We start from the raw sequence: 25,098 nt of genomic DNA on the forward strand, positions 1-25,098 counted from the left end.
CAAAAGTGCCTCGCCGTAAGGGCGAAACCGTGAGCAGCCGTTACCGCAGCAACGGATATGTACACCAGAAAGCCAGGTCGCCTGTCGACGCCATCGCTGGCAAGTCGAATCGTCGCACCGCAGCTCCCACAGCGGCCTAGGTGCAGCCGTCAGTAATCAGTCGACTACCAGACAGACACCGAGCATCCAGGGCTAAATTCCGAGGCAATAAAAAACCCGCCGAAATCACCCTCGGCGGGTTCCTCATTCCAGCAGCAGAAGAATCAAAACTCCTCCAACCGCCATACCTCATAAGCCGGCGTCTCGTACGGATGGCTACGCTTCAACGCAGCCACTACAGCCACAATCAACTCATCCGCCACCACCAACTCCACCTTCCATTCCTCAACCTGCTCGACCCGGCCCGCTTCGCCAATAAACGGCTGACTGCCATCCAATGGCCGAAACTGACCCAGGCCCAGCACCTGCCAGGCGCAGTGGTCATAAGCACCGATCCGCCCGCCACCGGCAGCAAACACAGCGCCTTTAACCACCTCGACATGGCTGTCGGGAACAAAAAAGCACAGCTTGTACACGGCGCTTAGTTCACCCACACGCGGGCGTTACGGAACATGCGCATCCACGGTGCATCTTCGGTCCACTCTTCCGAGCGCCACGAGTTTTGCACGGCGCGGAACACCCGCTCCGGGTGCGGCATCATGATCATCACGCGGCCGTCGCGGCTGGTGAGGCCGGTGATGCCACGGGGCGAGCCGTTCGGGTTGGCCGGGTATTTCTCGGTGACTTTGCCGTGGTTGTCGACGAAACGCATCGCCACGCAACCGGACAGGTCGGCTTCGAGCAGCGCTTCTTCGTTCTCGAACTCGGCGAAACCTTCACCGTGGGCGATGGCGATCGGCATGCGCGAACCGGCCATGCCTTGCAGGAAGATCGAGTTCGACTCCTGGATCTGCACCATGGCCACGCGGGCTTCGAACTGCTCCGAGCGGTTGCGCACAAAGTGCGGCCAGAACTCGCTGCCCGGCACCAGTTCGTGCAGGTTGGACATCATCTGGCACCCGTTGCACACGCCCAGGGCGAAGGTGTCGTTGCGTTCGAAGTAGCTCTGGAACGCGTCGCGGGCACGGCTGTTGAAAAGCGCCGACTTGGCCCAGCCTTCGCCGGCACCGAGCACGTCGCCGTAGGAGAAACCGCCGCAGGCCACCAGACCTTTGAACTCGTCGAGGTCAACGCGACCGGCAAGGATGTCGCTCATGTGCACGTCGATCGCGTTGAACCCGGCGCGGTCGAACGCAGCAGCCATTTCCACCTGACCGTTGACGCCCTGCTCACGCAGCACTGCCACTTGTGGGCGAATGCCTTTCTTGATGTAAGGCGCGGCCACGTCCTGGTTGACGTCGTAGCTGAGCTTGACGCTCAGGCCCGGGTTGTCTTCTTCCAGCAGCACGTCGAACTCTTGCTCGGCACACTCGGCGTTGTCGCGCAGGCGCTGGATCTGGTAGCTGGTCTCGGCCCACTGGCGTTGCAGCAGACGGCGCTGGCCTTCGAACACGGTGTCGCCGTTGAAGGTGATGTTGATCTGGCCATTGTTGATTGGCTGGCCGATTACCGACACGCACTCGCCCAGGCCCGCCGCGCTGAACTGCGCGAGGATGTCTGGAGTGGCGTCCTGGCGCACCTGGATTACCGCGCCGAGTTCTTCGTTGAACAGGATCGCCGCGATGTCGGCGGAGGTTTCCGCCAGGCCATCGAGGTTCAGGCTCAGGCCGCAGTGGCCGGCGAAGGCCATTTCCACCGCCGTGGTGAGCAGGCCACCGTCGGAACGGTCGTGGTACGCCAGCAGGTGACCGTCGGCGTTGAGGCCCTGGATCACCGCGAAGAAGGCTTTGAGGTCTTCGGCGTCGTCGACGTCCGGCGCTTGCGAGCCGAGTTTGCCGTGCACTTGTGCAAGGATCGAAGCGCCCATGCGGTTCTGCCCGCGACCGAGATCGACCAGGATCAGGTCGGTGGTGCCTTTGTCCATGCGCAGTTCTGGCGTCAGGGTCTGACGGATGTCTGCCACAGGCGCGAAACCGGTCACGATCAGCGACATCGGCGAGGTCACGGTTTTGTCGACGCCTTCGTCGGTCCAGCGGGTGGCCATGGACATCGAGTCCTTGCCGACCGGGATGGTGATGCCCAGCTCAGGGCACAGCTCCATGCCGACCGCTTTCACGGTGTCGTACAAACGCGCGTCTTCGCCTGGGTGACCGGCGGCCGACATCCAGTTCGCCGACAACTTGATATCGGAGATCTTGGCGATGCGCGACGCGGCGATGTTGGTCAGGGTTTCACCGATGGCCATGCGGCCCGACGCCGGGGCGTCCAGCAGGGCCAACGGCGTACGCTCACCCATGGCCATGGCTTCGCCGGTGTAGACGTCGAAACTGGTGGCAGTGACAGCCACGTCGGCCACCGGCACTTGCCATGGGCCGACCATCTGGTCACGGGCCACGAGGCCGGTGATGGTGCGGTCGCCAATGGTGATGAGGAAGCTCTTGCTGGCCACGGCCGGGTGGTGCAGCACGCGCTCGATGGATTCAGCGATGTCGAGGGTCGACGGATCGAAATCATCGCCCAGCTCGTTTTCGCGAACCGCCGAACGGTGCATGCGCGGGGCTTTGCCCAGCAGCACTTCGAGCGGCATGTCCACCGGGCTGTTGCCGAAGTGGCTGTCGGTCACGGTCAGTTGTGGCTCGGCAGTCGCTTCGCCGACCACGGCGAACGGGCAGCGCTCGCGCTCGCAAATCGCCTGGAAGCGTTCGAAGTCGGCCGGGCCGACCGCCAGAACGTAGCGTTCCTGGGATTCGTTACTCCAGATTTCGTGCGGCGCCATGCCCGGCTCGTCGTTTGGAATGTTGCGCAGTTCGAAGCGGCCACCGCGGTTGCCGTCGTTAACCAGTTCCGGGAAGGCGTTGGACAGACCACCCGCACCCACGTCGTGGATGAAGCTGATCGGGTTTTTGTCGCCCAGTTGCCAGCAACGGTCGATGACTTCCTGGCAGCGACGCTCCATTTCCGGGTTTTCCCGTTGCACGGAAGCAAAGTCGAGGTCTGCCGAGCTGGTGCCGGTGGCCATGGAGGATGCCGCGCCGCCGCCGAGGCCGATCAACATGGCCGGGCCGCCGAGCACGATCAGCTTCGAGCCGACGGTGATTTCGCCTTTCTGCACGTGTTCGGCGCGGATGTTGCCCATGCCGCCTGCGAGCATGATCGGCTTGTGGTAACCGCGAACTTCATCGCCACGAGGGGTGGTGATCGACTGTTCGAAGGTCCGGAAGTAACCGGTCAGGGCCGGACGGCCGAATTCGTTGTTGAATGCGGCGCCGCCGAGCGGGCCTTCAATCATGATGTCGAGCGCGGTGACGATGCGCTCAGGCTTACCGTACGGCACTTCCCACGGCTGTTCGAAGCCTGGGATCTGCAAGTTGGACACGGTGAAACCGGTCAGGCCAGCCTTGGGCTTGGCGCCGCGACCGGTGGCGCCTTCGTCGCGAATCTCGCCGCCGGAGCCGGTGGACGCGCCCGGGAACGGGGCAATCGCGGTCGGGTGGTTGTGGGTCTCGACTTTCATCAGGATGTGCACCGGTTCCTGCACCGCGCCGTACTGGCGGGTCTCAGGGTCCGGGAAGAAGCGGCCGGCGACGGAGCCGACGATTACCGAGGCGTTGTCCTTATAAGCCGACAAAACGCCTTCGCTGTGCATCTGGTAGGTGTTCTTGATCATGCCGAACAGGCTTTTTTCCTGGCTTTGGCCGTCGATGTCCCAACTGGCGTTGAAGATCTTGTGACGGCAGTGCTCGGAGTTGGCCTGCGCGAACATCATCAGTTCGATGTCATGCGGGTTGCGCTTCAAGCCGATAAAGGCGTTGACCAGGTAGTCGATTTCGTCTTCGGCCAGGGCCAGGCCCAGCTCGGTGTTGGCTTGTTCCAGCGCGGCGCGGCCGCCACCCAACACGTCGACGGCGGTCAGCGGCTTGGGTTCGGCGTGGCTGAACAGGCCGGCGGCCTGCTCGAGGTTCTGCAGCACGATCTGCGTCATGCGGTCGTGCAGCACGTCGGCTACCAGCTGTGCTTCTGCGTCGCTGAACTGGCCGGCGACGTAGAAGGCAATCCCGCGCTCCAGGCGCTGGATCTTGCTCAGGCCGCAGTTGCGGGCGATGTCGCTGGCCTTGCTCGACCACGGCGAAATGGTGCCGAAACGCGGCAACACCAGGAACAAACGACCGCTTGGCTCCTGGACCGGAACGCTTGGACCGTACTTCAGAAGGCGCGCGAGCACCTGCTGTTCGTCGCCGGTCAGGACGCCGGTGACTTCGGCGAAGTGAGCGAATTCAGCATACAAGCCACTGACAGCCGGGACTTTCTGGCTCAGTTGCTCAAGGAGTTTGCTGTGGCGAAAGGCAGAAAGGGCAGGAGCGCCGCGCAGGATCAACATCTTCGGGACAGCCTCGGGAAGGGGGTGTGCTTTGAGGCCGTGCATTCTAGCCTAAACCGCCCGCGACGGCACCCGAAACGGCACACTGGGCAACACCCGAACGTCGGCACGGGCTTCGTGCGCCTGGATGGCCCCTCATCAGGGGGCAGGTCGACGCTTATTTTGCGTCTGGAATTTACCGGCCAGCGCCCATTTTTGCAGGCTTGCAGCGGGTTTGCCGGTGGCTAGCAGACAAGCCCCTCGCTGTCGAGATATGGCGCCCGCGGTCCTTTGCGTATACTGCGCACATGTTTTCCCCAACGGCTTTGCGTCCGCGATACGCCAAATGGCTGATCGCAACCGGACTCTTCCTGATGCTCAGTGGCTGTGTTGATAAACCCAACACCCTGGAGCGCATAAAGGAGGACGGTGTGCTGCGGGTGGTTACCCGCAACAGCCCCGCCACCTACTTTCAGGATCGTAACGGTGAAACCGGCTTCGAATACGAGCTGGTGAAGCGTTTCGCCGACGATCTGGGCGTGGAGCTGAAGATCGAGACCGCTGACAACCTCGATGACTTGTTCAACCAGCTCGGCAAGCCCAACGGCCCGGTGCTGGCGGCGGCCGGCCTGGTCAGCAGCGAACCGCGCAAAAAGCAGGTGCGGTTTTCCCATTCTTACCTCGAAGTCACCCCGCAAGTGATCTACCGCAACGGCCAATCGCGGCCGACCGATGCGGGGGACCTGGTGGGCAAGAAGATCATGGTGCTCAAGGGCAGCACCCACGCCGAGCAACTGGCGCAGTTGAAGCTGACATACCCCGGCATTGAATACGAAGAGTCCGATCAGGTAGAAGTGGTCGACCTGCTGCGTATGGTCGACGAAGGCCAGATCGACCTGACGCTGGTGGACTCCAACGAAGTGGCGATGAACCAGGTCTACTTCCCCAACATTCAAGTGGCCTTCGATCTGGGCGACGCCAGCAACCAGAGCTGGGCCGTGGCCGCCGGCGAAGACAATAGCCTGCTCAGCGAAATCAACGATTACCTCGACAAGGTGCAAAAAAACGGCACCCTGCAACGCCTGAAAGATCGCTACTACGGCCACGTCGACGTGCTCGGCTACATGGGCGCCACCACCTTCGCCCAGCACTTGCAGCAACGCTTGCCCAAGTACGAACAGCACTTCAAGACCTACGCCAAGAAGGAAAAGGTCGACTGGCGACTGCTGGCGGCGGTCGGTTATCAGGAATCGCTATGGCAAGCGGCCGTTACGTCCAAGACCGGCGTGCGCGGTCTGATGATGCTGACCCAGAACACCGCGCAGGCCATGGGCGTGTCAAATCGGCTTGATCCGAAGCAGAGCATCATGGGCGGCGCCAAGTACCTGGCCTACATGAAGGATCAACTCGACGATTCGATCATGGAGCCGGACCGCACCTGGTTCGCCCTGGCAGCGTACAACGTCGGCAGCGGCCATCTGGATGACGCGCGCAAACTGGCGGCCAAGGAAGGGCTGAACCCGAACAAATGGCTGGACGTGAAGAAAATCCTGCCGCGCCTGTCCGAGAAGAAGTGGTACAGCAAAACCCGCTACGGCTACGCCCGAGGCGGCGAACCGGTGCACTTCGTGGCGAACATTCGCCGCTACTACGACATCCTGACCTGGGTCACACAGCCGCAACTGGAAGGCGACCAGGTGGCCGAAGGCGCGCTGCATGTGCCAGGGATCGACAAGAGCAAGCCGAATCAGGAAACGCCGCCGCTGTAAGCCTCAACACACACCAATGTGGGAGCGAGCCTGCTCGCGACTACCGTTCAACACTCAACATTTCTGTCGACTGTCACAACGCTTTCGCGAGCAGGCTCGCTCCCACAAGTCCCGCGGTCAACCCCACTGTCATAGTCGACACAAAACCTGTGGGAGCTGGCTTGCCAGCGATGGCAGCGCTGTCGATTTGCCTCAGGTCCTGCGGTCAACCCCGCTGTCATAGTCGACGCAAACCCTGTGGGAGCTGGCTTGCCAGCGATGGCAGCGCTGTCGATTTGCCTCAGGTCCTGCGGTAACCCCACTGTCATAGTCGACGCAAACCCTGTGGGAGCTGGCTTGCCAGCGATGGCAGCGCAGCCGATCTCAACCCTTTAACGCAGCCGCCAGGATCAACGCCTTCATCTCAGCCACTGCCGACTTGAAGCCAACGAACAACGCATGAGCCACCAGCGCGTGGCCGATGTTCAGCTCGTTGATGCCTTTGATCGCGGCCACGGCTTCGACGTTGTGGTAGTGCAAGCCATGCCCAGCGTTGACGATCAAACCCTGCGCCAGGCCAAACGCCACGCCATCGGCTACGCGCTTGAGTTCTTCGGCGACCTCGGTCGGGGTCTCGGCGTCGGCATAACGGCCGGTGTGCAGTTCGATAGCCGGCGCGCCAACGCGTTTGGACGCGGCGATCTGGCGCTCGTCAGCATCGATGAACAACGACACTTCCGCGCCGATCTTCGACAGCCGCTCCACCGCCGCTTTGATCCGCGCTTCCTGGCCGGCAACGTCGAGGCCACCCTCGGTGGTCAGTTCCTGACGGGTTTCCGGCACCAGGCAGATGTGCGCCGGGCGGATGCGCTCGGCGAACGCCATCATTTCCTCGGTGACGCCCATTTCAAAATTCATGCGGGTTTGCAGCACATCTTTGAGCACCAGCACATCGCGTTCCTGGATATGCCGGCGGTCTTCGCGCAAATGCACGGTGATGCCGTCAGCACCCGCCTCTTCTGCGTCCAGCGCAGCCTTGACCGGGTCGGGGTAGCGCGTGCCACGGGCCTGACGCAGGGTGGCAACGTGGTCGATGTTCACGCCAAGAAGAATGCGATTGCTGGTGGTCACGGAAGCGCTCCTGAATTTGAAAGATTCGGCGCACAGCATACGGGGAGACTACGGCTTGCGAAACAGCTCGCGGCTGACCAGCGGACGACCGCCCAGGTGCACCGCCAATGCCTGGCGCATCAGACGCTTGGCCGCCGACAACGCGCCGGGCGCGGACCAGTCGGCGTCGGCCATGGCCAGCAGTTCGGTGCCGTTGAACAGGCCGGGCTGTAACAGGAAAACCCGCTCCAGGCCGGCATCCACCTGCAAGCGATACAAACCGTCCGGGGCGATCGGCTCGCCGTGGATGTCAGCGCTCAGCGCAAAACCATAGCCGAGGTCATCCAGTAAACGCCATTCGAATGATCGCAGTAACGGCTCCAGCGGCCGCCCTTCAGCCAGCGCCAGCAAGGTCGCGGCGTAGTGATCGAACACCCCGGGGTGCGGGTCTTCGGCGGGCAGCAAGCGGATCAGCAGTTCGTTGAGGTACAAGCCGCTGAACAGCGCCTCGCCATTGAGCCAGGTGGAGACCCCGGCGCTTTCCATGCGCCCGACGTTTTTCAGTTCGCCTTTGCCGCGAAACTCCACGTCCAGCGGCACAAATGGCCGCGCCAGGGTCCCGGCCTTGCCCCGCGCACTGCGCAACACCGCCCGCAGCCGCCCTTGCGGCGTGAGGAAATCCACCAACGCACTGGTTTCGCGGTAGGCGCGGGAGTGGAGGACGTAGGCAGGCTGGGCGATTGGCGGGGTTTGCGACATGAATGTCTCGCTGAAGGAGTGCCGTTTTTATATCAACACAAAGCAAATGTGGGAGCGGGCTTGCCCGCGATGGCGGACTGACAGTCAACATCTCTGCTGAATGTTACATCCTCATCGCGGGCAAGCCCGCTCCCACAGGGTGTTGCTGTGTATCAGAACCGGAGTTACAGGTCGCCGTAACCCAACGACCGCAGTGCGCGCTCGTCATCGGACCAGCCACCCTTCACCTTGACCCACAGGTTGAGCATGATCTTGGAGTCGAACAACAGCTCCATGTCCTTGCGCGCTTCGGTGCCGATGCGCTTGATGCGCTCGCCCTTGTCGCCAATGATGATTTTCTTCTGGCCGTCACGTTCGACGAGGATCAGCGCATGGATGTGCAAGGTCTTGCCCTGCTGCTTGAACTCTTCGATTTCGACAGTGATCTGGTACGGCAACTCCGCACCCATCTGGCGCATGATTTTCTCGCGCACCAGTTCGGCGGCGAGGAAACGGCTGCTGCGGTCGGTGATCTGGTCTTCCGGGAAGAAGTGGTCATTTTCCGGCAGGTGACCGGCGATCACTCGCTCCAGCGCTTCGAGATTGTGCCCGTGCTGCGCCGAGATCGGCATGATCTGCGCGTTCGGCAGTTGTTCCTGCAACCAGCTCAGGTGCGGCATCAGTTCGGCTTTATCTTCGATGCGATCGGTCTTGTTCAATGCGACGATCAGCGGGCCGGTGACGTACTGCACGCGCTCCAGCACCATCTGGTCTTCGTCGGTCCACTTGGTGCGGTCAACCACGAAGATCACCACGTCGACGTCTTTCAACGCCGCCGAAGCGGTTTTGTTCATGTAGCGGTTCAGGGCCTTTTCGCCGCCCTTGTGCATGCCGGGGGTGTCGACGTAGATCGCCTGCACGGCGCCTTCGGTCTTGATGCCGAGCATGTTGTGGCGGGTGGTCTGCGGCTTGCGCGAGGTGATCGCCAGCTTCTGCCCGAGGATGTGGTTCAGCAACGTGGACTTGCCCACGTTCGGACGGCCGACGATGGCAACATAGCCACAGCGAGTTGCGGTTGAATCAGTCATGGCCATTCTCCACGCCCAGGGCTATCAGTGCTGCGGCGGCCGCTACCTGTTCGGCAATACGACGGCTCACACCCTGACCTCGGCTTTTTTCATTCAGTAAGGTGATCTCGCATTCGACGAAGAACGTGCGGCAATGCGGTTCACCCTGGATATCCACCACTTCGTAACGCGGCAGTTCACAGGCACGGGACTGCAAAAATTCCTGCAGGCGCGTTTTCGGATCTTTATTGGTGTCGACCAGGGTCAGACCTTCGAACTCACCTGCCAGCCAGGCCAGTACGCGCTCGCGCGCCATGTCCATGCCGGCATCGAGGTAAATGGCCCCGATCAGCGCTTCGAGGGCATCGGCCAGAATCGACTCGCGACGGAAGCCGCCGCTTTTCAATTCGCCGGAGCCCAGGCGCAAGTACTCGCCCAAGTCGAAGCCGCGGGCCAGCACGGCCAGGGTCTCGCCTTTCACCAGGCGCGCGCGCAATCGCGACAATTGGCCTTCGCGGGCCAGTGGGAAGCGGTCGAACAAAGCCTCGCCGGCGACGAAGTTAAGGATAGCGTCACCGAGGAATTCCAGGCGCTCGTTGTTGCGCCCGGCAAAACTGCGGTGGGTCAGGGCCAGGACCATCAGTTCCTGGTCCTTGAAGGTGTAGCCGAGCTGACGCTCTAGACGGCTTAAGGAGACGCTCACGGTTTACCCACGCTGAGTTCGTGGCTGAATTCCACCGCCATCGCCGAAAGGCGGCGCAGGCTTGGGACAATTAACGCTGTGTTCAAAAATAACGTCCTGAATATCATTGGCTTCATGCGCAGGCGCCGATTGTGTCGACTCCAGAAATGCATTCGGCGCTGTGTTCAACAGCGCCGTGTGTGTTTACTTGATCAAGCCTACCCGCGAGAAATTAGGCAGGTGGCTGAGTTTGGGTTCCGGCCAGCTCATCCAGACGGCGAAGGCCTTGCCGACGATGTTCTTGTCGGGAACCATGCCCAGTACGTCCTTGGGAATGTTCGGATCATCCCAGTAACGGCTGTCGTTGGAGTTGTCGCGGTTGTCGCCCATCATGAAATAGTGTCCGGCCGGCACGGTCCAGGAACGGTCCGGCGTGGCGCGGTAACGGGTCATTTCTTTGCGGATCAGGTGCTCGGCTTCGCCGAGTTTTTCCTTGTACAGCTCGGCGCTGCCCAAGGTGCCGGGTTCGGTGCCCACAAGTTGCTCGGCGATCGACTCGCCGTTGACGAACAGGTGCTTGTCAGCGGTGTAGCGAATCTGGTCGCCCGGCAGGCCAACCACCCGCTTGATGTAGTTGACGCTCGGGTCGCTTGGGTAGCGGAACACCATCACATCGCCGCGTTGCGGATCACCGACTTCGATGACTTTCTTGTCGATCACTGGCAAACGAATCCCGTAGGAAAACTTGTTCACCAGAATGAAATCGCCCACGTCCAGAGTTGGCTTCATCGAGCCCGACGGGATCTGGAACGGTTCCACCAGGAACGAACGCAGCACCAGGACGATGAACAGCACCGGAAAGAACGATTTGCCGTATTCGACCAGCAAAGGCTCTTTGTTGAGTTTCTCGACCACCACCACATCAGGCTGGCTGACGCTGCCCTGATAGGCGGCAATGGCGGAGCGTCGGCGCGGCGCCAGGAAAACCAGGTCGAGCAACGCCAACAAGCCGCAGACGAAAACAGCGATGACCAGCAACAGCGGGAAATTTAGTGACATAGGACCTAACTATCCAACCTGAGCACTGCAAGGAAGGCTTCCTGTGGAATTTCCACGTTGCCGACTTGCTTCATGCGTTTCTTACCGGCCTTTTGCTTTTCCAACAGCTTGCGCTTACGGCTAACGTCACCACCGTAGCATTTGGCCAATACGTTCTTTCTGAGCGCCTTGACCGAGGTCCGCGCAATGATCTGCCCGCCGATGGCGGCCTGGATCGCGACGTCGAACATCTGACGAGGAATCAGTTCTTTCATCTTCTCGGTCAACTGGCGACCTTTGTAGTGCGCGTTGTCACGGTGCACGATCAACGCCAGGGCATCGACCTTGTCGCCGTTGATCAGCACATCCAGCTTGACCAGATTGGCCGACTGGTAGCGATCAAAGTGGTAATCCAGCGAAGCATAGCCGCGGCTGGTGGATTTGAGACGATCGAAGAAGTCCAGGACCACTTCGTTCATCGGCAAATCGTAGGTCACCTGGACCTGCGTACCGAGGAACAGCATGTCGTGCTGCACGCCACGCTTCTCGATGCACAGGGTAATGACGTTGCCCAGGTGCTCTTGCGGCACAAGAATATTGGCCCGCACGATCGGCTCACGCATGTCTTCAATCGAAGACAGGTCCGGAAGCTTCGACGGGTTGTCGACGTAAATCGTTTCACCGGTTTTCAGCAACAGCTCGAAAATAACCGTTGGCGCCGTGGTGATCAGGTCCAGGTCGTACTCGCGCTCGAGGCGCTCCTGGATGATTTCCATGTGCAGCATGCCGAGGAACCCGCAGCGGAAACCGAAGCCCAGGGCGTCGGAGCTTTCCGGGGTGTACTGCAACGACGAGTCGTTAAGCGTGAGCTTTTGCAGGGCTTCGCGGAAATCTTCGAAGTCGTCGGAGCTGACGGGGAACAGACCGGCGTAGACCTGCGGCTGGATGCGTTTGAAACCTGGCAGCACGTCGACGTCCGGCGTCGAGCTGAGGGTCAGGGTGTCACCGACCGGCGCACCGTGGATGTCCTTGATGCCGGCGATGATGAAGCCCACTTCGCCGGCCTTGAGGTCGGCGGTGGCGGTGTGTTTCGGGTTGAATACACCGACGCTGTCCACCAGGTGGATTTTGCCGGTGGATTTGACCAGGATCTTGTCGCCCTTCTTCACTCGGCCATGGCGCACGCGTACCAGGGACACGACGCCCAGGTAGTTGTCGAACCAGGAGTCGATGATCAACGCTTGCAGCGGATCTTCGTAATTGCCGGTCGGCGCGGGGATGGTGTGGACCAGGCGTTCGAGCACTTCGTCGACGCCCAGGCCGGTCTTGGCGCTGCATTCGACGGCGTCGGTGGCATCGATGCCGATGATTTTCTCGATTTCTTCTTTGACACGGTCTGGATCGGCCTGTGGCAGGTCGATCTTGTTCAGTACCGGCATGACCTCCAGGCCCTGCTCGATGGCGGTGTAGCAGTTGGCTACCGACTGCGCTTCCACGCCTTGACCGGCGTCAACCACCAGCAATGCACCTTCACAGGCCGCCAGGGAACGGCTGACTTCATAGGTGAAGTCGACGTGGCCGGGGGTGTCAATGAAGTTCAGCTGATACTTGATGCCATCGCGGGCGGTGTAATAGAGAGTAACGCTGTGGGCCTTGATGGTGATCCCGCGTTCCCGCTCGAGGTCCATGGAGTCCAGCACCTGGGCTTCCATTTCACGTTCGGCCAGGCCACCGCACATCTGGATAAAGCGATCGGCCAGCGTCGACTTGCCATGGTCAATGTGGGCGATGATGGAGAAATTGCGGATATGACTCAAATCACTCACGGATCAACACTCAAAAAGGCTGCAGGCATAGCCCGCCGAAAAATAGCCGGGAATTGTACCTGATCCACGGCGCAAGCGTCACGTTCGCCGGTGGGCGGCTTTGCCTGCAAAAACGCCCCGATCATCGGACCAGGGCGTTTCTTGAGCAATCGTCGCAGGAAAAATCTGCGATCAACCGGCTCGACGCAACAGCCAGATCCCCGCCAAGGCGCAAATCCCGGCCGGCACCAGCACCGCGAACAACGGCGAGAAACCGAACACCAGGCTCGACGGCCCCAGCAAATCCTGGGCGATGCGGAAAGTGAAACCCACCAGTACGCCGGTAAACACCCGTTGACCGAGGGTCACCGAACGCAACGGCCCGAAGATGAAGGAGATCGCCATCAGCACCAGCGCGGCGGTCACCAGCGGCTGCAACACCTTGACCCAAAACGCCAGCCAGTAACGACCATTCGCCAGGCCTTGGTCCGCCAGGTAGTGGATGTAGCCCCACAAACCGCTGATTGACAGGGTATCCGGCGACATCACCACGGTACTCAGCAGTTGCGGGCTCAGCGCCACGTCCCAGCGTTCTTCCGGGGTGGTGACGACTTCGGTGCTGTTTTCGTGAAACAGCGTGGTGGTGACTTCGCTTAACTGCCAGTGATCTTCGTCGAACTTGGCGCGTTTGGCGAAACTGGACGAGAGCATGTGCCGCTCGTTATCGAAGCGGTAGCGGGTCACGCCGTAGAGCAGGCCGTTGGGCTGGACCGAGTTGACGTGGATGAACTCGTCACCCTGGCGGTGCCACAAACCGTGCTTGGCGCTCTGCGCATCGCCCCCGCCCTGAGCCAGAGAACGATTGGCCTGGGCCGTGACTTCGGTGGCCGGCGCTACGTACTCGCCGATCAGCAGACCCACCAGCATCAGAACCAGCATGGGTTTCATCACGGCCCAGACGATCCGTCCGATCGACACGCCGGCGGCGCGCATGATGGTTAATTCGCTGTTGCTGGCCAGGCTGCCGAGGCCGATCAGGCAGCCGATCAGCGCTGCCATCGGCAACATGTCGTAGAGACGACGTGGCGCGGTCAACAGCACGTAGCTGAGGACGTCGGCCAGGGTGTAGGTGTCGCTGACGTCGCCCATCTCATCGATGAAGGCAAACAGGGTGGCCAGACCGAGGATGATCCCCAACACCGCAAGGATCGCCACGAATACGCTGCTACCAATGTAGCGATCGAGCTTAACCACGGGCCACCTCCAGCGCACTGCGGCGACTCGCCCGCTTCAAGCGCATGGGCTCCCAGTAGAGCAAGCCGAGGCCGATGGCCAGGAAGATCGCGTGCACCCACCACAGGCCCAGCGCCGGGGGAATCTTGCCCTTTTCCAGGGCGCCGCGGGCGGCAATCAGGATGGTCAGGTAAGCCATATAAAGAAGAATCGCCGGCAACAGTTTGAGGAAGCGACCCTGACGCGGGTTGACCCGCGACAGCGGCACCGCCATCAGCGTGACGATAAACACCAGCAACGGCAGCGACAGGCGCCATTGCAGCTCGGTGCGCGAGCGGATGTCGTCGCTGCCGATCAACGACGAAGTGGTCATTGCATCACGATCGGTGACTTCATCGCTGACGTCCGGCTTGGGCAGCAGCACGCCGTACTCGTCGTACTTGATCGCCCGGTAATCGGCCTGGCCTGGGTTGCCGTCGTAACGATAGCCGTTGTCGAGAATCAGGTAGCGGTTGCCGTCCGGGCGGATTTCCTGGCGTCCCTTTTCGGCCACCAGCACGGAAATGCCACGATCCTTTTGGTCGGTCGAGGTGTTTTTCTGCGAGATGAATACCCCGGACAGGTTGATGCGGTCGTCCGACAGCTGTTCGGTGTAGGTGACTCGGGTGCCGTCGCGCAACGCCTGGAAGCGGCCGGGCTCGAGCGTGTCGAACTCGGTCAGCGCATCCTGCTTGTTCAGCAACAGCTGGAATTGATTCGCCCCCTGCGGCGCCAGGCTCAGGCTCAGCCACGCCACCAGCAACGCCACCAGGGTGGCCGGAAACAGGGTCATGGTGAACAGCTTCTGCTGGCTCATGCCGGTGGCCGACAACACGGTCATTTCGCTTTCCAGGTACAACCGGCCATACGCCAGCAGAATCCCCAGGAACAACCCCAATGGCAGGATCAGTTGCAGGAAACCCGGCAGGCGGAAGCCCATGATCAGGAACAGCGACCCCGGATCGAGCAGGCCGGACGCGGCCTGGGCAAGGTATTTGATGAAGCGTCCGCTCATGATGATGACCAGCAATACGGCGCTCACGGCGCTCAAGGTCACCAAAACTTCGCGGGATAGGTAGCGGAAGACGATCAAACCAGACACTCCAGGGTTGTCAGGCTAAGGCGGCCAAACAAAGCAAACCCGAACTCATGTGGCTGAGCCGGCGAAAAAGATGGCGCATTATCCTGTGATTGACCACGCCTGTCACTTCGCACGCTCAAGCTGAGGCGCAAAGCAGTGAAGTTCACGCATCCGAGGGTTGTCAGGCCGAGGCGGCGAGGTTCAAACTGCGGCCCTTGTCGCCGGCACCTCGCCGCGCCTACTTCTTCTACTTGGGCTTGCGTGCCTGACCCGGCACCGAGCCATTTGACCATTCACTCAGGGACCCGGACATGGAACTGGTTGTAAAAAGCGTCAGCCCAGAAACGTTGAAAACCGCCACTCTGGTGGTCGCCGTCGGCGAAAGCCGCAAGCTTGGCGCCGTTGCCACTCAACTCGACGCCCTGACCGGCGGCACCATCAGCGCTCTGCTCAAGCGCGGCGACCTGGCCGGCAAAGTCGGCCAGAGCCTGTTGCTGCACAACCTGCCGAACCTCAAGGCCGACCGCGTGCTGCTGGTCGGTGTGGGCAAGGACGCCGAACTCGGTGACCGCCCTTTCCGCAAAATCATTGCCAGCGTACTCAACACCCTGAAAGGCCTGGGCGGCGGCGATGCCGTGCTGGCGCTGGACGAAGTGGTCGTCAAGGGCCGCGACAGTTATGGCAAGACTCGCCTGCTGGCGGAAACCTTGCTGGACGGCGGTTATCAGTTCGAACAGTTCAAGAGCCAGAAATCCGAACCGCGCGCCCTGAAAAAAATCACCCTGACCACCATCAAGGCCGCCCAGGCTGAAGTACAGCGCGCAGTCACCCACGCCACGGCAATCGCCAATGGCATGGCGTTCACCCGCGACCTGGGCAACTTGCCGCCGAACATCTGCCACCCGACCTTCCTCGGCGAGCAGGCGAAAACGCTGGGCAAGGAATTCAAGGACCTCAAAGTCGAAGTCCTCGACGAGAAGAAGATCAAGTCGCTGGGCATGGGCTCGTTCTACGCCGTAGGCCAGGGCAGCGACCAGCCGCCGCGGCTGATCGTCATGCAGTACAACGGTGGCAAGAAATCCGAGAAGCCGTACGCGCTGGTCGGCAAAGGCATCACCTTCGACACCGGCGGCATCAGCCTCAAGCCTGGCTTGGGCATGGATGAAATGAAGTACGACATGGGTGGCGCCGCCAGCGTGTTTGGCACCCTGCGCGCCGTGCTCGAGCTGAAACTGCCGATCAACCTGGTGTGCATCCTGGCCTGCGCCGAGAACATGCCGAGCGGCAACGCATCGCGCCCGGGCGACATCGTCACCACCATGAGCGGCCAGACCGTGGAAATCCTCAACACCGACGCCGAAGGCCGTCTGGTGCTGTGCGACGCGCTGACCTACTCCGAGCGCTTCAAGCCGCAAGCGGTGATCGACATCGCCACCCTGACCGGCGCGTGCGTGGTTGCCTTGGGCGCCCACACCTCGGGCCTGCTGGGCAACAACGACGAACTGATCGGCCAATTGCTCAGCGCCGGTAAAACCGCCGACGACCGTGCCTGGCAACTGCCGTTGTTCGATGAGTACCAAGAACAGCTGGACAGCCCGTTCGCCGACATCGCCAACATCGGCGGACCGAAAGCCGGGACCATCACAGCGGCCTGCTTCCTGTCGCGGTTCACCAAGAACCTCAACTGGGCGCATCTGGACATCGCCGGTACCGCGTGGACCAGCGGCAAGGACAAGGGCGCCACTGGCCGTCCGGTGCCACTGCTGACTCAATACCTGCTGGACCGCGCCAAAGCCTGAAACCGATGACCGTGGGCGGCGTTGTTGTGCAACGACGCCGCCCACGACTCAGGAACCGCAATGACCAAAGTCGACTTTTATATCCTGCCCAGCGCCGATCCCTCGGCGCGGCTGGATTTCGCCTGCAAGCTCACCGAAAAAGCCTGGCGCATGGGCCACCGCATCTATCTGCATTGCAGCGATGCCGCCCAGCGTGACGATCTCGATGCGCGGCTGTGGGCGTTCAAGGGCGAGAGCTTTGTACCGCATGGCCCCGCCGACAGCGAGCCGGACGGATTGATCGTTCTTGGCCTGGGCGATGATTGCGGCCTACACCAGGACCTGTTGGTTAACCTGGACCTGAAAGTCCCGGCCTTCGCGTCGCGATTCGCCCGAGTGGCGGAAGTGGTGGTGGAAGATCCGACGATTCGTCAGGCCGCGCGGGAGAGTTTCCGTTTCTACCGCGAACAGGGCTATTCTCTGCAGGATCACCGTTTACAGCGACTCTGAGCCTTCCAATGGACACTCCGAAACCGCAGCAAAAGTCCGCGCACTTGCTGGATGACCTTGAGTCGATCCGCCAACTGCTGGGCGACGACAACCTGCAACCACCGCTGTTGACCGACGAAGTCAATGACGGCGACCAGGAACAGATTCCCATGTTGTTCGACCAGATTGACGGTCAACAACCAGCCGCAACCGCGGCGCCTGCACCAGCGGCCGTAAAGGGTCCTGGCGACCTGCTGCACCTGGACAGCGAACTGCGCGCCGCCGCGCAACTGATCCTGCAGGACGTAATCGACGACTTCGCCCCGCACATCGAAACCGAGATCAAGCGCCGGTTGGATGCGCGGATGGAGCGGTTGCTCAGCCAGTACGAGTAATTTCCTGTGGAACGAGCCTGCTCGCGAATAAACGCAGACACGGCGCAGCTGGAAAACCGTGGCGCCTGCTTCGCGAGCAGGCTCGCTCCCACTGTTGATCCCCACAGTATTTGATGCCACGCCCGGTCAGGGCTCTCTCGCCCTGCGCCCGATGCGCCGCTATACTTGCCGGCTTTTCCTGAATAAATGCCTATAGGGTCCCGCCGCGCATGGATAAGACCTACCAGCCGCACGCCATTGAAACTTCCTGGTACACCACCTGGGAGTCCGAGAACTACTTCGCCCCGCAAGGCGCGGGCGACTCCTACACCATCATGATCCCGCCGCCGAACGTCACCGGCAGCCTGCACATGGGCCACGGCTTCAACAACGCGATCATGGACGCCCTGATCCGTTTTCGCCGCATGCAGGGTCGCAACACCCTGTGGCAGCCAGGCACCGACCACGCCGGTATCGCCACGCAAATGCTGGTGGAGCGCCAACTAGAAGCCAAAGGCCAGAGCCGTCACGACCTGGGCCGCGAGAAATTCCTGGAAAAGATCTGGGAGTGGAAGGATGAATCCGGCGGCAACATCAGCCGGCAGATCCGCCGCCTCGGCTCATCCGTGGACTGGAGCCGCGAACGCTTCACCATGGATGACGGGCTCTCGGAAGCGGTGAAAGAAGCCTTCGTGCGCCTGCATGAAGACGGTCTGATTTATCGCGGCAAGCGTCTGGTCAACTGGGACACCAAGCTGCACACGGCGATTTCCGACCTCGAAGTGGAAAACCACGACGACAAGGGTTTCCTGTGGAATCTCAAATACCCGCTGGCCGACGGCGTCAAAACCGCGGAAGGCAACGCTTACCTGATCGTCGCGACCACTCGCCCGGAAACCATGCTCGGCGACGCCGCTGTAGCCGTTAACCCGAACGATGAGCGCTACAAAGCCCTGATCGGCAAGTTTGTCGAACTGCCGCTGGTCGGACGCCGCATCCCGATCATCGCCGACGATTATTGCGACCCCGAATTCGGCACCGGCTGCGTGAAAATCACCCCGGCCCACGACTTCAACGACTACGAAGTCGGCAAGCGCCACAACCTGCCGCTGCTGAACATCTTCGACAAGAACGCCGCAGTGTTGCCGGCCTGCCAGGTGTTCAACCTCGACGGCACGCTGAACGAGAGCATCGATGGCAAGATCCCGGCCGAATACGCCGGCCTCGACCGCTTCGAAGCGCGCAAGCAGATCGTGGCTGCGTTCGACGCCGCCGGCCTGCTGGTCAGCATCGATGACCACAACCTGAAAGTGCCGAAAGGCGACCGTTCGGGCACCATCATCGAGCCGTGGCTGACCGACCAGTGGTACGTGTCGACCAAACCGCTGGCCGAGCCGGCGATCGCCGCCGTGGAAGACGGGCGCATCCAGTTCGTGCCCAAGCAATACGAAAACATGTACTTCTCGTGGATGCGTGACATCCAGGATTGGTGCATCAGCCGTCAGCTGTGGTGGGGCCACCGGATTCCGGCTTGGTACGACGAGTCGGGCAAAGTCTACGTCGGTCGCGACGAAGCCGAAGTGCGCAGCAAGCACAACCTCGGCCCGGACGTGGTGCTGCAACAAGACAACGACGTGCTCGACACCTGGTTCAGCTCGGGGCTGTGGACCTTCTCCACCCTCGGCTGGCCTGCGCAGACGGAATTCCTCAAGAAATTCCACTCCACGGACGTGCTGGTCACCGGCTTCGATATCATTTTCTTCTGGGTCGCCCGGATGATCATGCTCACCATGCACTTGGTGAAGAACGAGGACGGCACCCCGCAGGTACCGTTCAAGACTGTGTACGTGCACGGCCTGGTGCGCGATGGCCAGGGCCAGAAGATGTCCAAGTCCAAGGGCAACGTCCTGGACCCGCTGGACATCATCGACGGCATCGAACTCGAAGCCTTGGTGCAAAAACGCACCTCGGGGCTGATGCAGCCAAAACTGGCGAAGAAGATCGAAAAGCAAACCCGCGATGAGTTCGCCGATGGCATTGCCAGCTACGGCACCGACGCCCTGCGCTTCACCTTCTGCTCGCTGGCGTCGACCGGTCGCGACATCAAGTTCGACATGGGTCGCGTCGAAGGCTATCGCAACTTCTGCAACAAGATCTGGAACGCCGCGCGCTACGTGCTGGACAAGGGCGAGGACTGCGGCCAGAACGGCGAAGAAGTCGAACTGTCCCTGGCTGATCGCTGGATCATTTCGCAGTTGCAGCGCACCGAAGCCGAAGTGACCCGTCAACTCGACCAGTTCCGCTTCGACCTGGCGGCGCAGGCCTTGTACGAATTTATCTGGAACCAGTATTGCGACTGGTACCTGGAACTGTCGAAGCCGGTGCTGTGGGACGAAAACGGCCCGATCGAACGCCAGCGCGGCACCCGCCGCACCCTGGTGCGCGTGCTCGAAGTGGCCCTGCGCCTGGCGCACCCGTTCATGCCGTTCATCACTGAAGAAATCTGGCAGCGCATCGCGCCGCTGGCCGGTATTCAGGGCAAGACGATCATGCTGCAACCTTGGCCAGTGGCCAACGAAGCACGCATCGATCAGGCCGCCGAAGACGACATCGAATGGCTCAAGGGCCTGATGCTCGGCACACGGAACATCCGTGGCGAGATGAACATTGGCCCGGGCAAACCGTTGCCGCTGTTCCTGAAAAACGTCAGCGCCGAAGACCAGCGGCGCCTGACCGAGAACGAAGTGCTGCTGAAGAAACTGGCCAAGCTCGAATCGATCACTGTACTGGCCGCCGGCGACGAAGCGCCGCTGTCCGCCACCGCCCTGGTCGGCGAGATGGAAGTGCTGGTGCCGATGGCCGGGCTGATCGACAAGGGCGCCGAACTGGCGCGCCTGGACAAGGAAATCCAGCGCCTGCAAGGTGAAGTGCAGCGGGTTGGCGGCAAGCTGTCCAATGCCGGTTTCGTCGACAAGGCCCCGGCCGAAGTCATCGACAAGGAACGCGCCAAACTGGCCGAGGCGGAACAAGCCTTGGGCAAACTGGCCGAGCAGCATGCGCGGATTGCTAGTCTGTAAGGGCTGATCCGCAACGCAAAAGGGAGGCCAGCGATGGCCTCCCTTTTTTTGTCTCGCTAATCCTGCCACGCCTCTGTGGGAGCTAGCCTGCTCGCGAAAGCGGTGGAACAGTCAATTATGATGTCGACTGACACGACGCCTTCGCGGGCAAGCCCGCTCCCACAGGAGGATTGTGCTATTGCGTCACAATTGGGTTCACGACGTGCGGATGTGGGACAATGCCCGCCACTTTCAGCCACACCCGAATCGACCCCGCCCATGAATGCCCCCCGCACGCCCAAACCGCCGCGCAACAAGCCTGAATCCGCAACCCCGGCCAAAGCCGTGGAACCCCGGGAAAAGGCCAGCCTGCACCCGCGCAATCGTCATCAGGGTCGCTACGACTTCCCGGCGCTGATCAAGACCACGCCGGAGCTGGCGAAGTTTGTGATCACCAACCCGTATGGCAAGGAAAGCATCGACTTCGCCAGCCCGGACGCGGTGCGCGTGTTCAACCGCGCATTGCTCAAGTCGTTTTACGGCATCGCCCACTGGGACATTCCCGCCGACTACCTGTGCCCGCCGGTGCCGGGGCGTGCCGATTACGTGCATTTCCTGGCGGACCTGCTGGCCAGCGTCAACGATGGCGAAATCCCTCGCGGCGCGCCGGTCAAGGTGCTGGACATCGGCATGGGCGCCAACTGCGTGTACCCGCTGATCGGCTACAGCGACTATCGCTGGCACTTCCTCGGTTCGGAAATCGACCCGACTGCCGTGGCCGCCGCCAAAGCCATCGTGCAATCGAACGGCTTGAACAAAGCCATCCAGTTGCGCCAGCAAAGCAATCCCAAGCACATACTGTTGGGCTTGCTGGAGCCGGGCGAACGTTTTGACCTGACCATGTGCAACCCGCCGTTCCACGCTTCGATGGCGGAAGCCACCAAAGGCAGCGAGCGCAAATGGCGCGCCCTGGGCCGGGCCGACCCGAAACGCAAATTACCGGTACTCAACTTCGGCGGGCAATCGGCTGAGCTGTGGTGCGAGGGCGGCGAAGCGCGGTTCGTGACACAGCTGATCGCCGAGAGCGCGCACTTCCAGCACAAAGTGCTGTGGTTCAGCACCCTGGTATCGAAAGCCTCCAACCTGCCGGCCATTCAAACAGCACTGAAAAAGGCGGGCGTGCTGGAAAGCCAGGTGGTGGAAATGTCCCAGGGCCAGAAGCAAAGTCGCTTCGTCGCCTGGACCTTCCAGACCAAGAGCGAGCAGCAGGTCTGGCGCGAGCGTTGGGTGCGCAAGGGCTGAGTGCAGACTCCAGGGTGTCGATGAACCTGTGGGAGCGGGCTTGCCCGCGAATGCGATCTGTCAGGCACCCCTTTGGCGACTGATACACCGCCATCGCGGGCAAGCCCGCTCCCACAGGGTTCTGCACTGTGTCGAAGAATCACAGCCACAAAAAAACCGTGCCCGGATCGCTCCGCAGCACGGTTTTTTAACAAGTCTTACTTGTTGACAGCGTCGGTCAGGCCTTTGGCCACAACCAGCTTGATCACTTTCTTGGCAGCGATTTCGATGGCAGCGCCAGTCGAAGGGTTGCGGCCGGTACGGGCAGGACGCTCGGTCACTTTCAATTTGCCGATGCCTGGCAGGGTGATTTCGCCGCCGTTTTCCAGCTGATCGGCAACGATTTGGCCCAGTTGGTCCAGAGCGTTACGCGCGGTGGTTTTTGGCGCGTCGATAGCTTCAGCGATGTCAGCGATCAGTTGGTCTTTAGTAAGAGCCATGTAGTGTTCCTTCCCTATCAAATTCATATGGATTGCAGAGTGCAGTGTCAGCCATCGAGCCCGATCTTCTGGATCCGGCACCCTCGGCCATAACCACGACGGATCGGGGTTATAGATGCCGAAATCAGGGTTTGGTTCGACCTGACAAATGCTGAGTGCACGCTTAACGCAGTGACTTCGCGTAAGACCGGGCAAAACTAGCACAGAGACGGGGAAATATCCGCCTCTAGCTACCCATTTGGTCAGCTTTATTGCTCTAAACATGTAAAAAACTGCATAAGCCCGCCTGAAGCAGGCTGAAACGTCGCCAGCACAGCGCCAAAACCAGTGGTTGCGGTACACTGGGCACTTTTTCGGGGAGAGCGCCCCGCTCCCTTCAACCAGCCGAGAAGCCCATGCCGATCCGTCATTGCATCGTCCACCTGATCGACAAAAAACCCGACGGCAGCCCAGCAGTCCTGCACGCCCGCGACTCCGAACTGGCCGAGTCGAGCGCCATCGAGAACATGCTGGCCGACCTCAACGAGAGCTATAACGCCAAGCAAGGCAAGGCCTGGGGTTTCTTCCATGCCGAGTCGGGGGCGCATCCGTTCAGTGGCTGGCTGAAAGAGTATTTCGATGGCGGCAAGGACTTCACCGCGTTCAGCCGGGTGGCGGTGGAACATCTGCAAAAACTGATGGAAGAATCCAACCTCTCGGTCGGCGGCCATGTGTTGTTCGCCCACTACCAGCAAGGCATGACCGATTACTTAGCGATCGCTTTGCTGCACCACAGCGAAGGCGTGGCGGTGACCGAAGAACTGGACGTTACCCCGTCGCGACATCTGGACCTGGGACAGTTGCACCTGGCGGCGCGGATCAACGTTTCGGAATGGCAGAACAATAAGCAATCCAAGCAATACATTTCATTTATCAAAGGCAAGAACGGCAAGAAAGTCTCGGAGTATTTCCGCGACTTCATCGGCTGCCAGGAAGGCGTCGACGGCCCCGGCGAAACCCGCACCCTGCTCAAGGCCTTCAGTGACTTCGTCGAAAGCGAAGACTTGCCGGAAGACTCTGCCCGCGAAAAGACCAAGACCCTGGTCGACTACGCCAGCAGCCAGGCCAAACTCGGCGAACCCATGGGGCTTGCGGAGTTGTCGGAACTGATCGACGAAGAGCGCCCGAAAGCGTTCTACGATCACATCCGCAACAAGGACTATGGCCTGTCCCCGGAAATCCCGGCGGACAAACGCACCCTCAATCAATTCCGCCGTTTCACTGGCCGCGCCGAAGGCCTGTCGATCAGCTTTGAAGCGCACCTGCTGGGCTCGAAGATCGAATACGACGAGGAAGCCGGAACCTTGATCATCAAGGGCCTGCCGACTCAACTCACCGATCAGTTGAAGCGCCGCAACTGATGCTCGGGCGCGTACTGAAAAAAGTCCTGCTGATCCTCGTGGTCGTGGTGGTGTACCAGAACTGGGGCAAAATCGAGCGTGTGTTCAATCCTTCGCAAGTAGCGTCGGAACACGTCCGCGCCAACGCCCGCGTGACGCTGTACGCCACCGAGTGGTGCGGCTACTGCAAACAGGCTCGACGCTTTCTCGACCAAAAAGGCATTGCCTATAAGGAATTCGATATCGAGAAAGACGCCGAGGCGCGCAAGGCTTACGAGGCCCTCGGCGGACGCGGGATTCCGCTGATCGATGTCAATGGCACGCTGATTCGCGGGTTCGAGCCGGAAAAGATTCTGGCGGCGCTGGAATAAACACGCCGCACCGTACTTCCGTCAATCAGCCCGCGCCACACTCGCCACCAGACACTCCTTGGCGCTCTTGCGCAGCTTCTTGATCAGCCGCTCCTGGCGCAGTGCATCGCCTTTGTCGCGGCAGGCTTCGGTGTAGACCAACGCCATCGCCGGGCTGGAGAGGAAGAACCGCGCGCCCTTGCCGCTCTGATGCTTGGCGAAGCGCCGCGCCGGGTCGTCGCTGATGCCGCAATACAACGAACCATTGGCCGCGCGCACCAGGTAGACGAACCAGGTTTTGGGCGGCGCAGGCAAGACGTCAGCGGAGGCTTCGTTGAGACTGGTCACGTCACGGTCAGAGCGATAGAAAACAAGCGCCGATCTTATCAGCGACTGGCCTGAAATGCCTTCAGACCTTTCAGCGCTTGAGCACGCACCGCGTTGCGCACCAGCGGCGTCCAGCCGAGCAACAAGCCTTTGGTACCCAAGGCCTGACGCGACCAGCGCCACAGGTCGAAGTGGTCGTGGTGCTCGCAAATCTTGCCGTCGCGGAACACGAAACGCGCCTGGATATCGTTGACCACGGTGTTGCCAGTCTGGCTGAACAGATAGGTGGCGACCCAATGCGCGCCACCGGTGCGCTCATCGGCGCGGACGTTGTCAAACGTCAGCGAGAAATCCTTGGCCCGGCTGGTGAGCATGCGCCACATGTCGCCGGCATCGCGCCCGCGCAGTTCGCCGAACGCCGGATCGCTGAACAGCACGTCGTCGGTGTAGCAAGCGCTCATGGCCTCGGCGTCGAGGCGTTGGAAGGCTTGGTAGAACTGAGTGATCAAGGCGCTGTGGGCATCAGTCATGGGCAGGCTCCGGCATAGAAAGGAATGCCGAGCACGA

Annotated in this window: 21 protein-coding genes; 8 read left to right on the forward strand and 13 right to left on the reverse strand. The window is 61.1% G+C overall.

Annotation, left to right across the window (positions count from 1 at the left end):
* Positions 1-263: 263 nt before the first annotated feature.
* Positions 264-575: a YqfO family protein gene (locus RG836_RS08120; protein WP_310844643.1), complete on the reverse strand. Its 312-nt coding sequence runs from the start codon at positions 573-575 to the stop codon at positions 264-266.
* A gap of 5 nt (positions 576-580) precedes the next feature.
* Positions 581-4,477, reverse strand: coding sequence for a phosphoribosylformylglycinamidine synthase (gene purL, locus RG836_RS08125; RefSeq protein ID WP_310844644.1), 3,897 nt, complete (start codon positions 4,475-4,477; stop codon positions 581-583).
* A gap of 287 nt (positions 4,478-4,764) precedes the next feature.
* Here purL and mltF point away from each other — a divergent pair, with 287 nt between their 5' ends.
* Positions 4,765-6,225: a membrane-bound lytic murein transglycosylase MltF gene (gene mltF, locus RG836_RS08130; RefSeq protein WP_310844646.1), complete on the forward strand. Its 1,461-nt coding sequence runs from the start codon at positions 4,765-4,767 to the stop codon at positions 6,223-6,225.
* Positions 6,226-6,588: 363 nt separating this feature from the next.
* Here the strand turns inward: mltF and pdxJ are convergent, their stop codons facing one another.
* The 8 genes from pdxJ to lptF all read right to left on the reverse strand — a co-directional run bounded on the left by pdxJ (position 6,589) and on the right by lptF (position 15,009).
* Positions 6,589-7,335 carry a pyridoxine 5'-phosphate synthase gene (pdxJ, locus tag RG836_RS08135; protein WP_310844647.1) on the reverse strand — a complete coding sequence of 249 codons (747 nt, stop codon included), beginning with the start codon at positions 7,333-7,335 and terminating at the stop codon, positions 6,589-6,591.
* Positions 7,336-7,383: 48 nt separating this feature from the next.
* A complete protein-coding gene (recO, locus tag RG836_RS08140; protein WP_310844648.1) occupies positions 7,384-8,073 on the reverse strand; it encodes a DNA repair protein RecO in 690 nt (229 codons plus the stop codon).
* A 164-nt stretch (positions 8,074-8,237) separates the two neighbouring features.
* A complete protein-coding gene (gene era, locus RG836_RS08145; protein WP_310844649.1) occupies positions 8,238-9,140 on the reverse strand; it encodes a GTPase Era in 903 nt (300 codons plus the stop codon).
* A complete protein-coding gene (gene rnc, locus RG836_RS08150) occupies positions 9,133-9,822 on the reverse strand; it encodes a ribonuclease III (protein WP_310844651.1) in 690 nt (229 codons plus the stop codon). Before rnc ends, era begins: the two co-directional genes overlap by 8 nt.
* A gap of 183 nt (positions 9,823-10,005) precedes the next feature.
* Entirely contained in the window at positions 10,006-10,860 is an 855-nt protein-coding gene (gene lepB, locus RG836_RS08155) for a signal peptidase I (protein WP_310844653.1), read from the reverse strand.
* Between the two features lie 5 nt (positions 10,861-10,865).
* Positions 10,866-12,665, reverse strand: a complete 1,800-nt coding sequence (gene lepA / locus RG836_RS08160; RefSeq protein WP_310844655.1) for a translation elongation factor 4 — start codon at positions 12,663-12,665, stop codon at positions 10,866-10,868.
* 171 nt (positions 12,666-12,836) lie between these two features.
* Positions 12,837-13,898 carry an LPS export ABC transporter permease LptG gene (gene lptG / locus RG836_RS08165; protein ID WP_310844657.1) on the reverse strand — a complete coding sequence of 354 codons (1,062 nt, stop codon included), beginning with the start codon at positions 13,896-13,898 and terminating at the stop codon, positions 12,837-12,839.
* On the reverse strand, positions 13,891-15,009 hold the full coding sequence (gene lptF / locus RG836_RS08170; protein WP_310844658.1) for an LPS export ABC transporter permease LptF: 1,119 nt from the start codon (positions 15,007-15,009) through the stop codon (positions 13,891-13,893). Before lptF ends, lptG begins: the two co-directional genes overlap by 8 nt.
* A gap of 299 nt (positions 15,010-15,308) precedes the next feature.
* On the opposite strand from lptF, the gene RG836_RS08175 reads away from it, so the two are divergent.
* From RG836_RS08175 to rlmF, 5 genes are all read left to right on the forward strand, one after another.
* Positions 15,309-16,796 carry a leucyl aminopeptidase gene (locus RG836_RS08175; protein WP_310844660.1) on the forward strand — a complete coding sequence of 496 codons (1,488 nt, stop codon included), beginning with the start codon at positions 15,309-15,311 and terminating at the stop codon, positions 16,794-16,796.
* A gap of 60 nt (positions 16,797-16,856) precedes the next feature.
* Entirely contained in the window at positions 16,857-17,285 is a 429-nt protein-coding gene (locus RG836_RS08180) for a DNA polymerase III subunit chi (protein WP_310844661.1), read from the forward strand.
* A gap of 8 nt (positions 17,286-17,293) precedes the next feature.
* The gene (locus RG836_RS08185; RefSeq protein ID WP_310844662.1) at positions 17,294-17,659 is read left to right on the forward strand and encodes a DNA polymerase III subunit chi; all 366 of its coding nucleotides are present in this window, start codon (positions 17,294-17,296) and stop codon (positions 17,657-17,659) included.
* Between the two features lie 209 nt (positions 17,660-17,868).
* Complete coding sequence (locus RG836_RS08190; RefSeq protein WP_310844663.1) at positions 17,869-20,715, forward strand: valine--tRNA ligase; 2,847 nt, start codon at positions 17,869-17,871, stop codon at positions 20,713-20,715.
* A gap of 258 nt (positions 20,716-20,973) precedes the next feature.
* Entirely contained in the window at positions 20,974-21,996 is a 1,023-nt protein-coding gene (gene rlmF / locus RG836_RS08195; RefSeq protein ID WP_310844664.1) for a 23S rRNA (adenine(1618)-N(6))-methyltransferase RlmF, read from the forward strand.
* A 197-nt stretch (positions 21,997-22,193) separates the two neighbouring features.
* Here rlmF and RG836_RS08200 read toward each other — a convergent pair whose 3' ends face one another.
* A complete protein-coding gene (locus RG836_RS08200) occupies positions 22,194-22,475 on the reverse strand; it encodes an HU family DNA-binding protein (RefSeq protein ID WP_007905514.1) in 282 nt (93 codons plus the stop codon).
* A gap of 395 nt (positions 22,476-22,870) precedes the next feature.
* On the opposite strand from RG836_RS08200, the gene yejK reads away from it, so the two are divergent.
* Together yejK and RG836_RS08210 are read left to right on the forward strand one after the other, a co-directional pair.
* Positions 22,871-23,875, forward strand: a complete 1,005-nt coding sequence (yejK, locus tag RG836_RS08205) for a nucleoid-associated protein YejK (protein ID WP_310844666.1) — start codon at positions 22,871-22,873, stop codon at positions 23,873-23,875.
* Positions 23,875-24,225: a glutaredoxin family protein gene (locus RG836_RS08210; RefSeq protein ID WP_310844667.1), complete on the forward strand. Its 351-nt coding sequence runs from the start codon at positions 23,875-23,877 to the stop codon at positions 24,223-24,225. The genes yejK and RG836_RS08210 overlap by 1 nt, the downstream gene beginning before the upstream one ends.
* A gap of 21 nt (positions 24,226-24,246) precedes the next feature.
* Here RG836_RS08210 and RG836_RS08215 read toward each other — a convergent pair whose 3' ends face one another.
* Both RG836_RS08215 and RG836_RS08220 read right to left on the reverse strand, forming a co-directional pair.
* Positions 24,247-24,552 carry a GIY-YIG nuclease family protein gene (locus tag RG836_RS08215; RefSeq protein ID WP_310844669.1) on the reverse strand — a complete coding sequence of 102 codons (306 nt, stop codon included), beginning with the start codon at positions 24,550-24,552 and terminating at the stop codon, positions 24,247-24,249.
* 38 nt (positions 24,553-24,590) lie between these two features.
* The gene (locus RG836_RS08220) at positions 24,591-25,061 is read right to left on the reverse strand and encodes a nuclear transport factor 2 family protein (protein ID WP_310844670.1); all 471 of its coding nucleotides are present in this window, start codon (positions 25,059-25,061) and stop codon (positions 24,591-24,593) included.
* Positions 25,062-25,098 lie beyond the last annotated feature (37 nt).

The sequence above is a fragment of the Pseudomonas rhizozeae genome (genome assembly GCF_031583775.1).
In the GTDB taxonomy this organism is placed as follows: Bacteria; Pseudomonadota; Gammaproteobacteria; order Pseudomonadales; family Pseudomonadaceae; genus Aquipseudomonas.

Excerpts from the sequence above, each read along its gene's own strand:
- purL (WP_310844644.1), bottom strand. The coding sequence starts at position 4,477 with ATGTTGATCCTGCGCGGCGCTCCTGCCCTTTCTGCCTTTCGCCACAGC.
- mltF (WP_310844646.1), top strand. The coding sequence starts at position 4,765 with ATGTTTTCCCCAACGGCTTTGCGTCCGCGATACGCCAAATGGCTGATC.
- recO (WP_310844648.1), bottom strand. The coding sequence starts at position 8,073 with ATGTCGCAAACCCCGCCAATCGCCCAGCCTGCCTACGTCCTCCACTCC.
- era (WP_310844649.1), bottom strand. The coding sequence starts at position 9,140 with ATGACTGATTCAACCGCAACTCGCTGTGGCTATGTTGCCATCGTCGGC.
- lepB (WP_310844653.1), bottom strand. The coding sequence starts at position 10,860 with ATGTCACTAAATTTCCCGCTGTTGCTGGTCATCGCTGTTTTCGTCTGC.
- RG836_RS08175 (WP_310844660.1), top strand. The coding sequence starts at position 15,309 with ATGGAACTGGTTGTAAAAAGCGTCAGCCCAGAAACGTTGAAAACCGCC.
- RG836_RS08180 (WP_310844661.1), top strand. The coding sequence starts at position 16,857 with ATGACCAAAGTCGACTTTTATATCCTGCCCAGCGCCGATCCCTCGGCG.
- RG836_RS08185 (WP_310844662.1), top strand. The coding sequence starts at position 17,294 with ATGGACACTCCGAAACCGCAGCAAAAGTCCGCGCACTTGCTGGATGAC.
- RG836_RS08190 (WP_310844663.1), top strand. The coding sequence starts at position 17,869 with ATGGATAAGACCTACCAGCCGCACGCCATTGAAACTTCCTGGTACACC.
- rlmF (WP_310844664.1), top strand. The coding sequence starts at position 20,974 with ATGAATGCCCCCCGCACGCCCAAACCGCCGCGCAACAAGCCTGAATCC.
- RG836_RS08200 (WP_007905514.1), bottom strand. The coding sequence starts at position 22,475 with ATGGCTCTTACTAAAGACCAACTGATCGCTGACATCGCTGAAGCTATC.
- yejK (WP_310844666.1), top strand. The coding sequence starts at position 22,871 with ATGCCGATCCGTCATTGCATCGTCCACCTGATCGACAAAAAACCCGAC.
- RG836_RS08210 (WP_310844667.1), top strand. The coding sequence starts at position 23,875 with ATGCTCGGGCGCGTACTGAAAAAAGTCCTGCTGATCCTCGTGGTCGTG.
- RG836_RS08220 (WP_310844670.1), bottom strand. The coding sequence starts at position 25,061 with ATGACTGATGCCCACAGCGCCTTGATCACTCAGTTCTACCAAGCCTTC.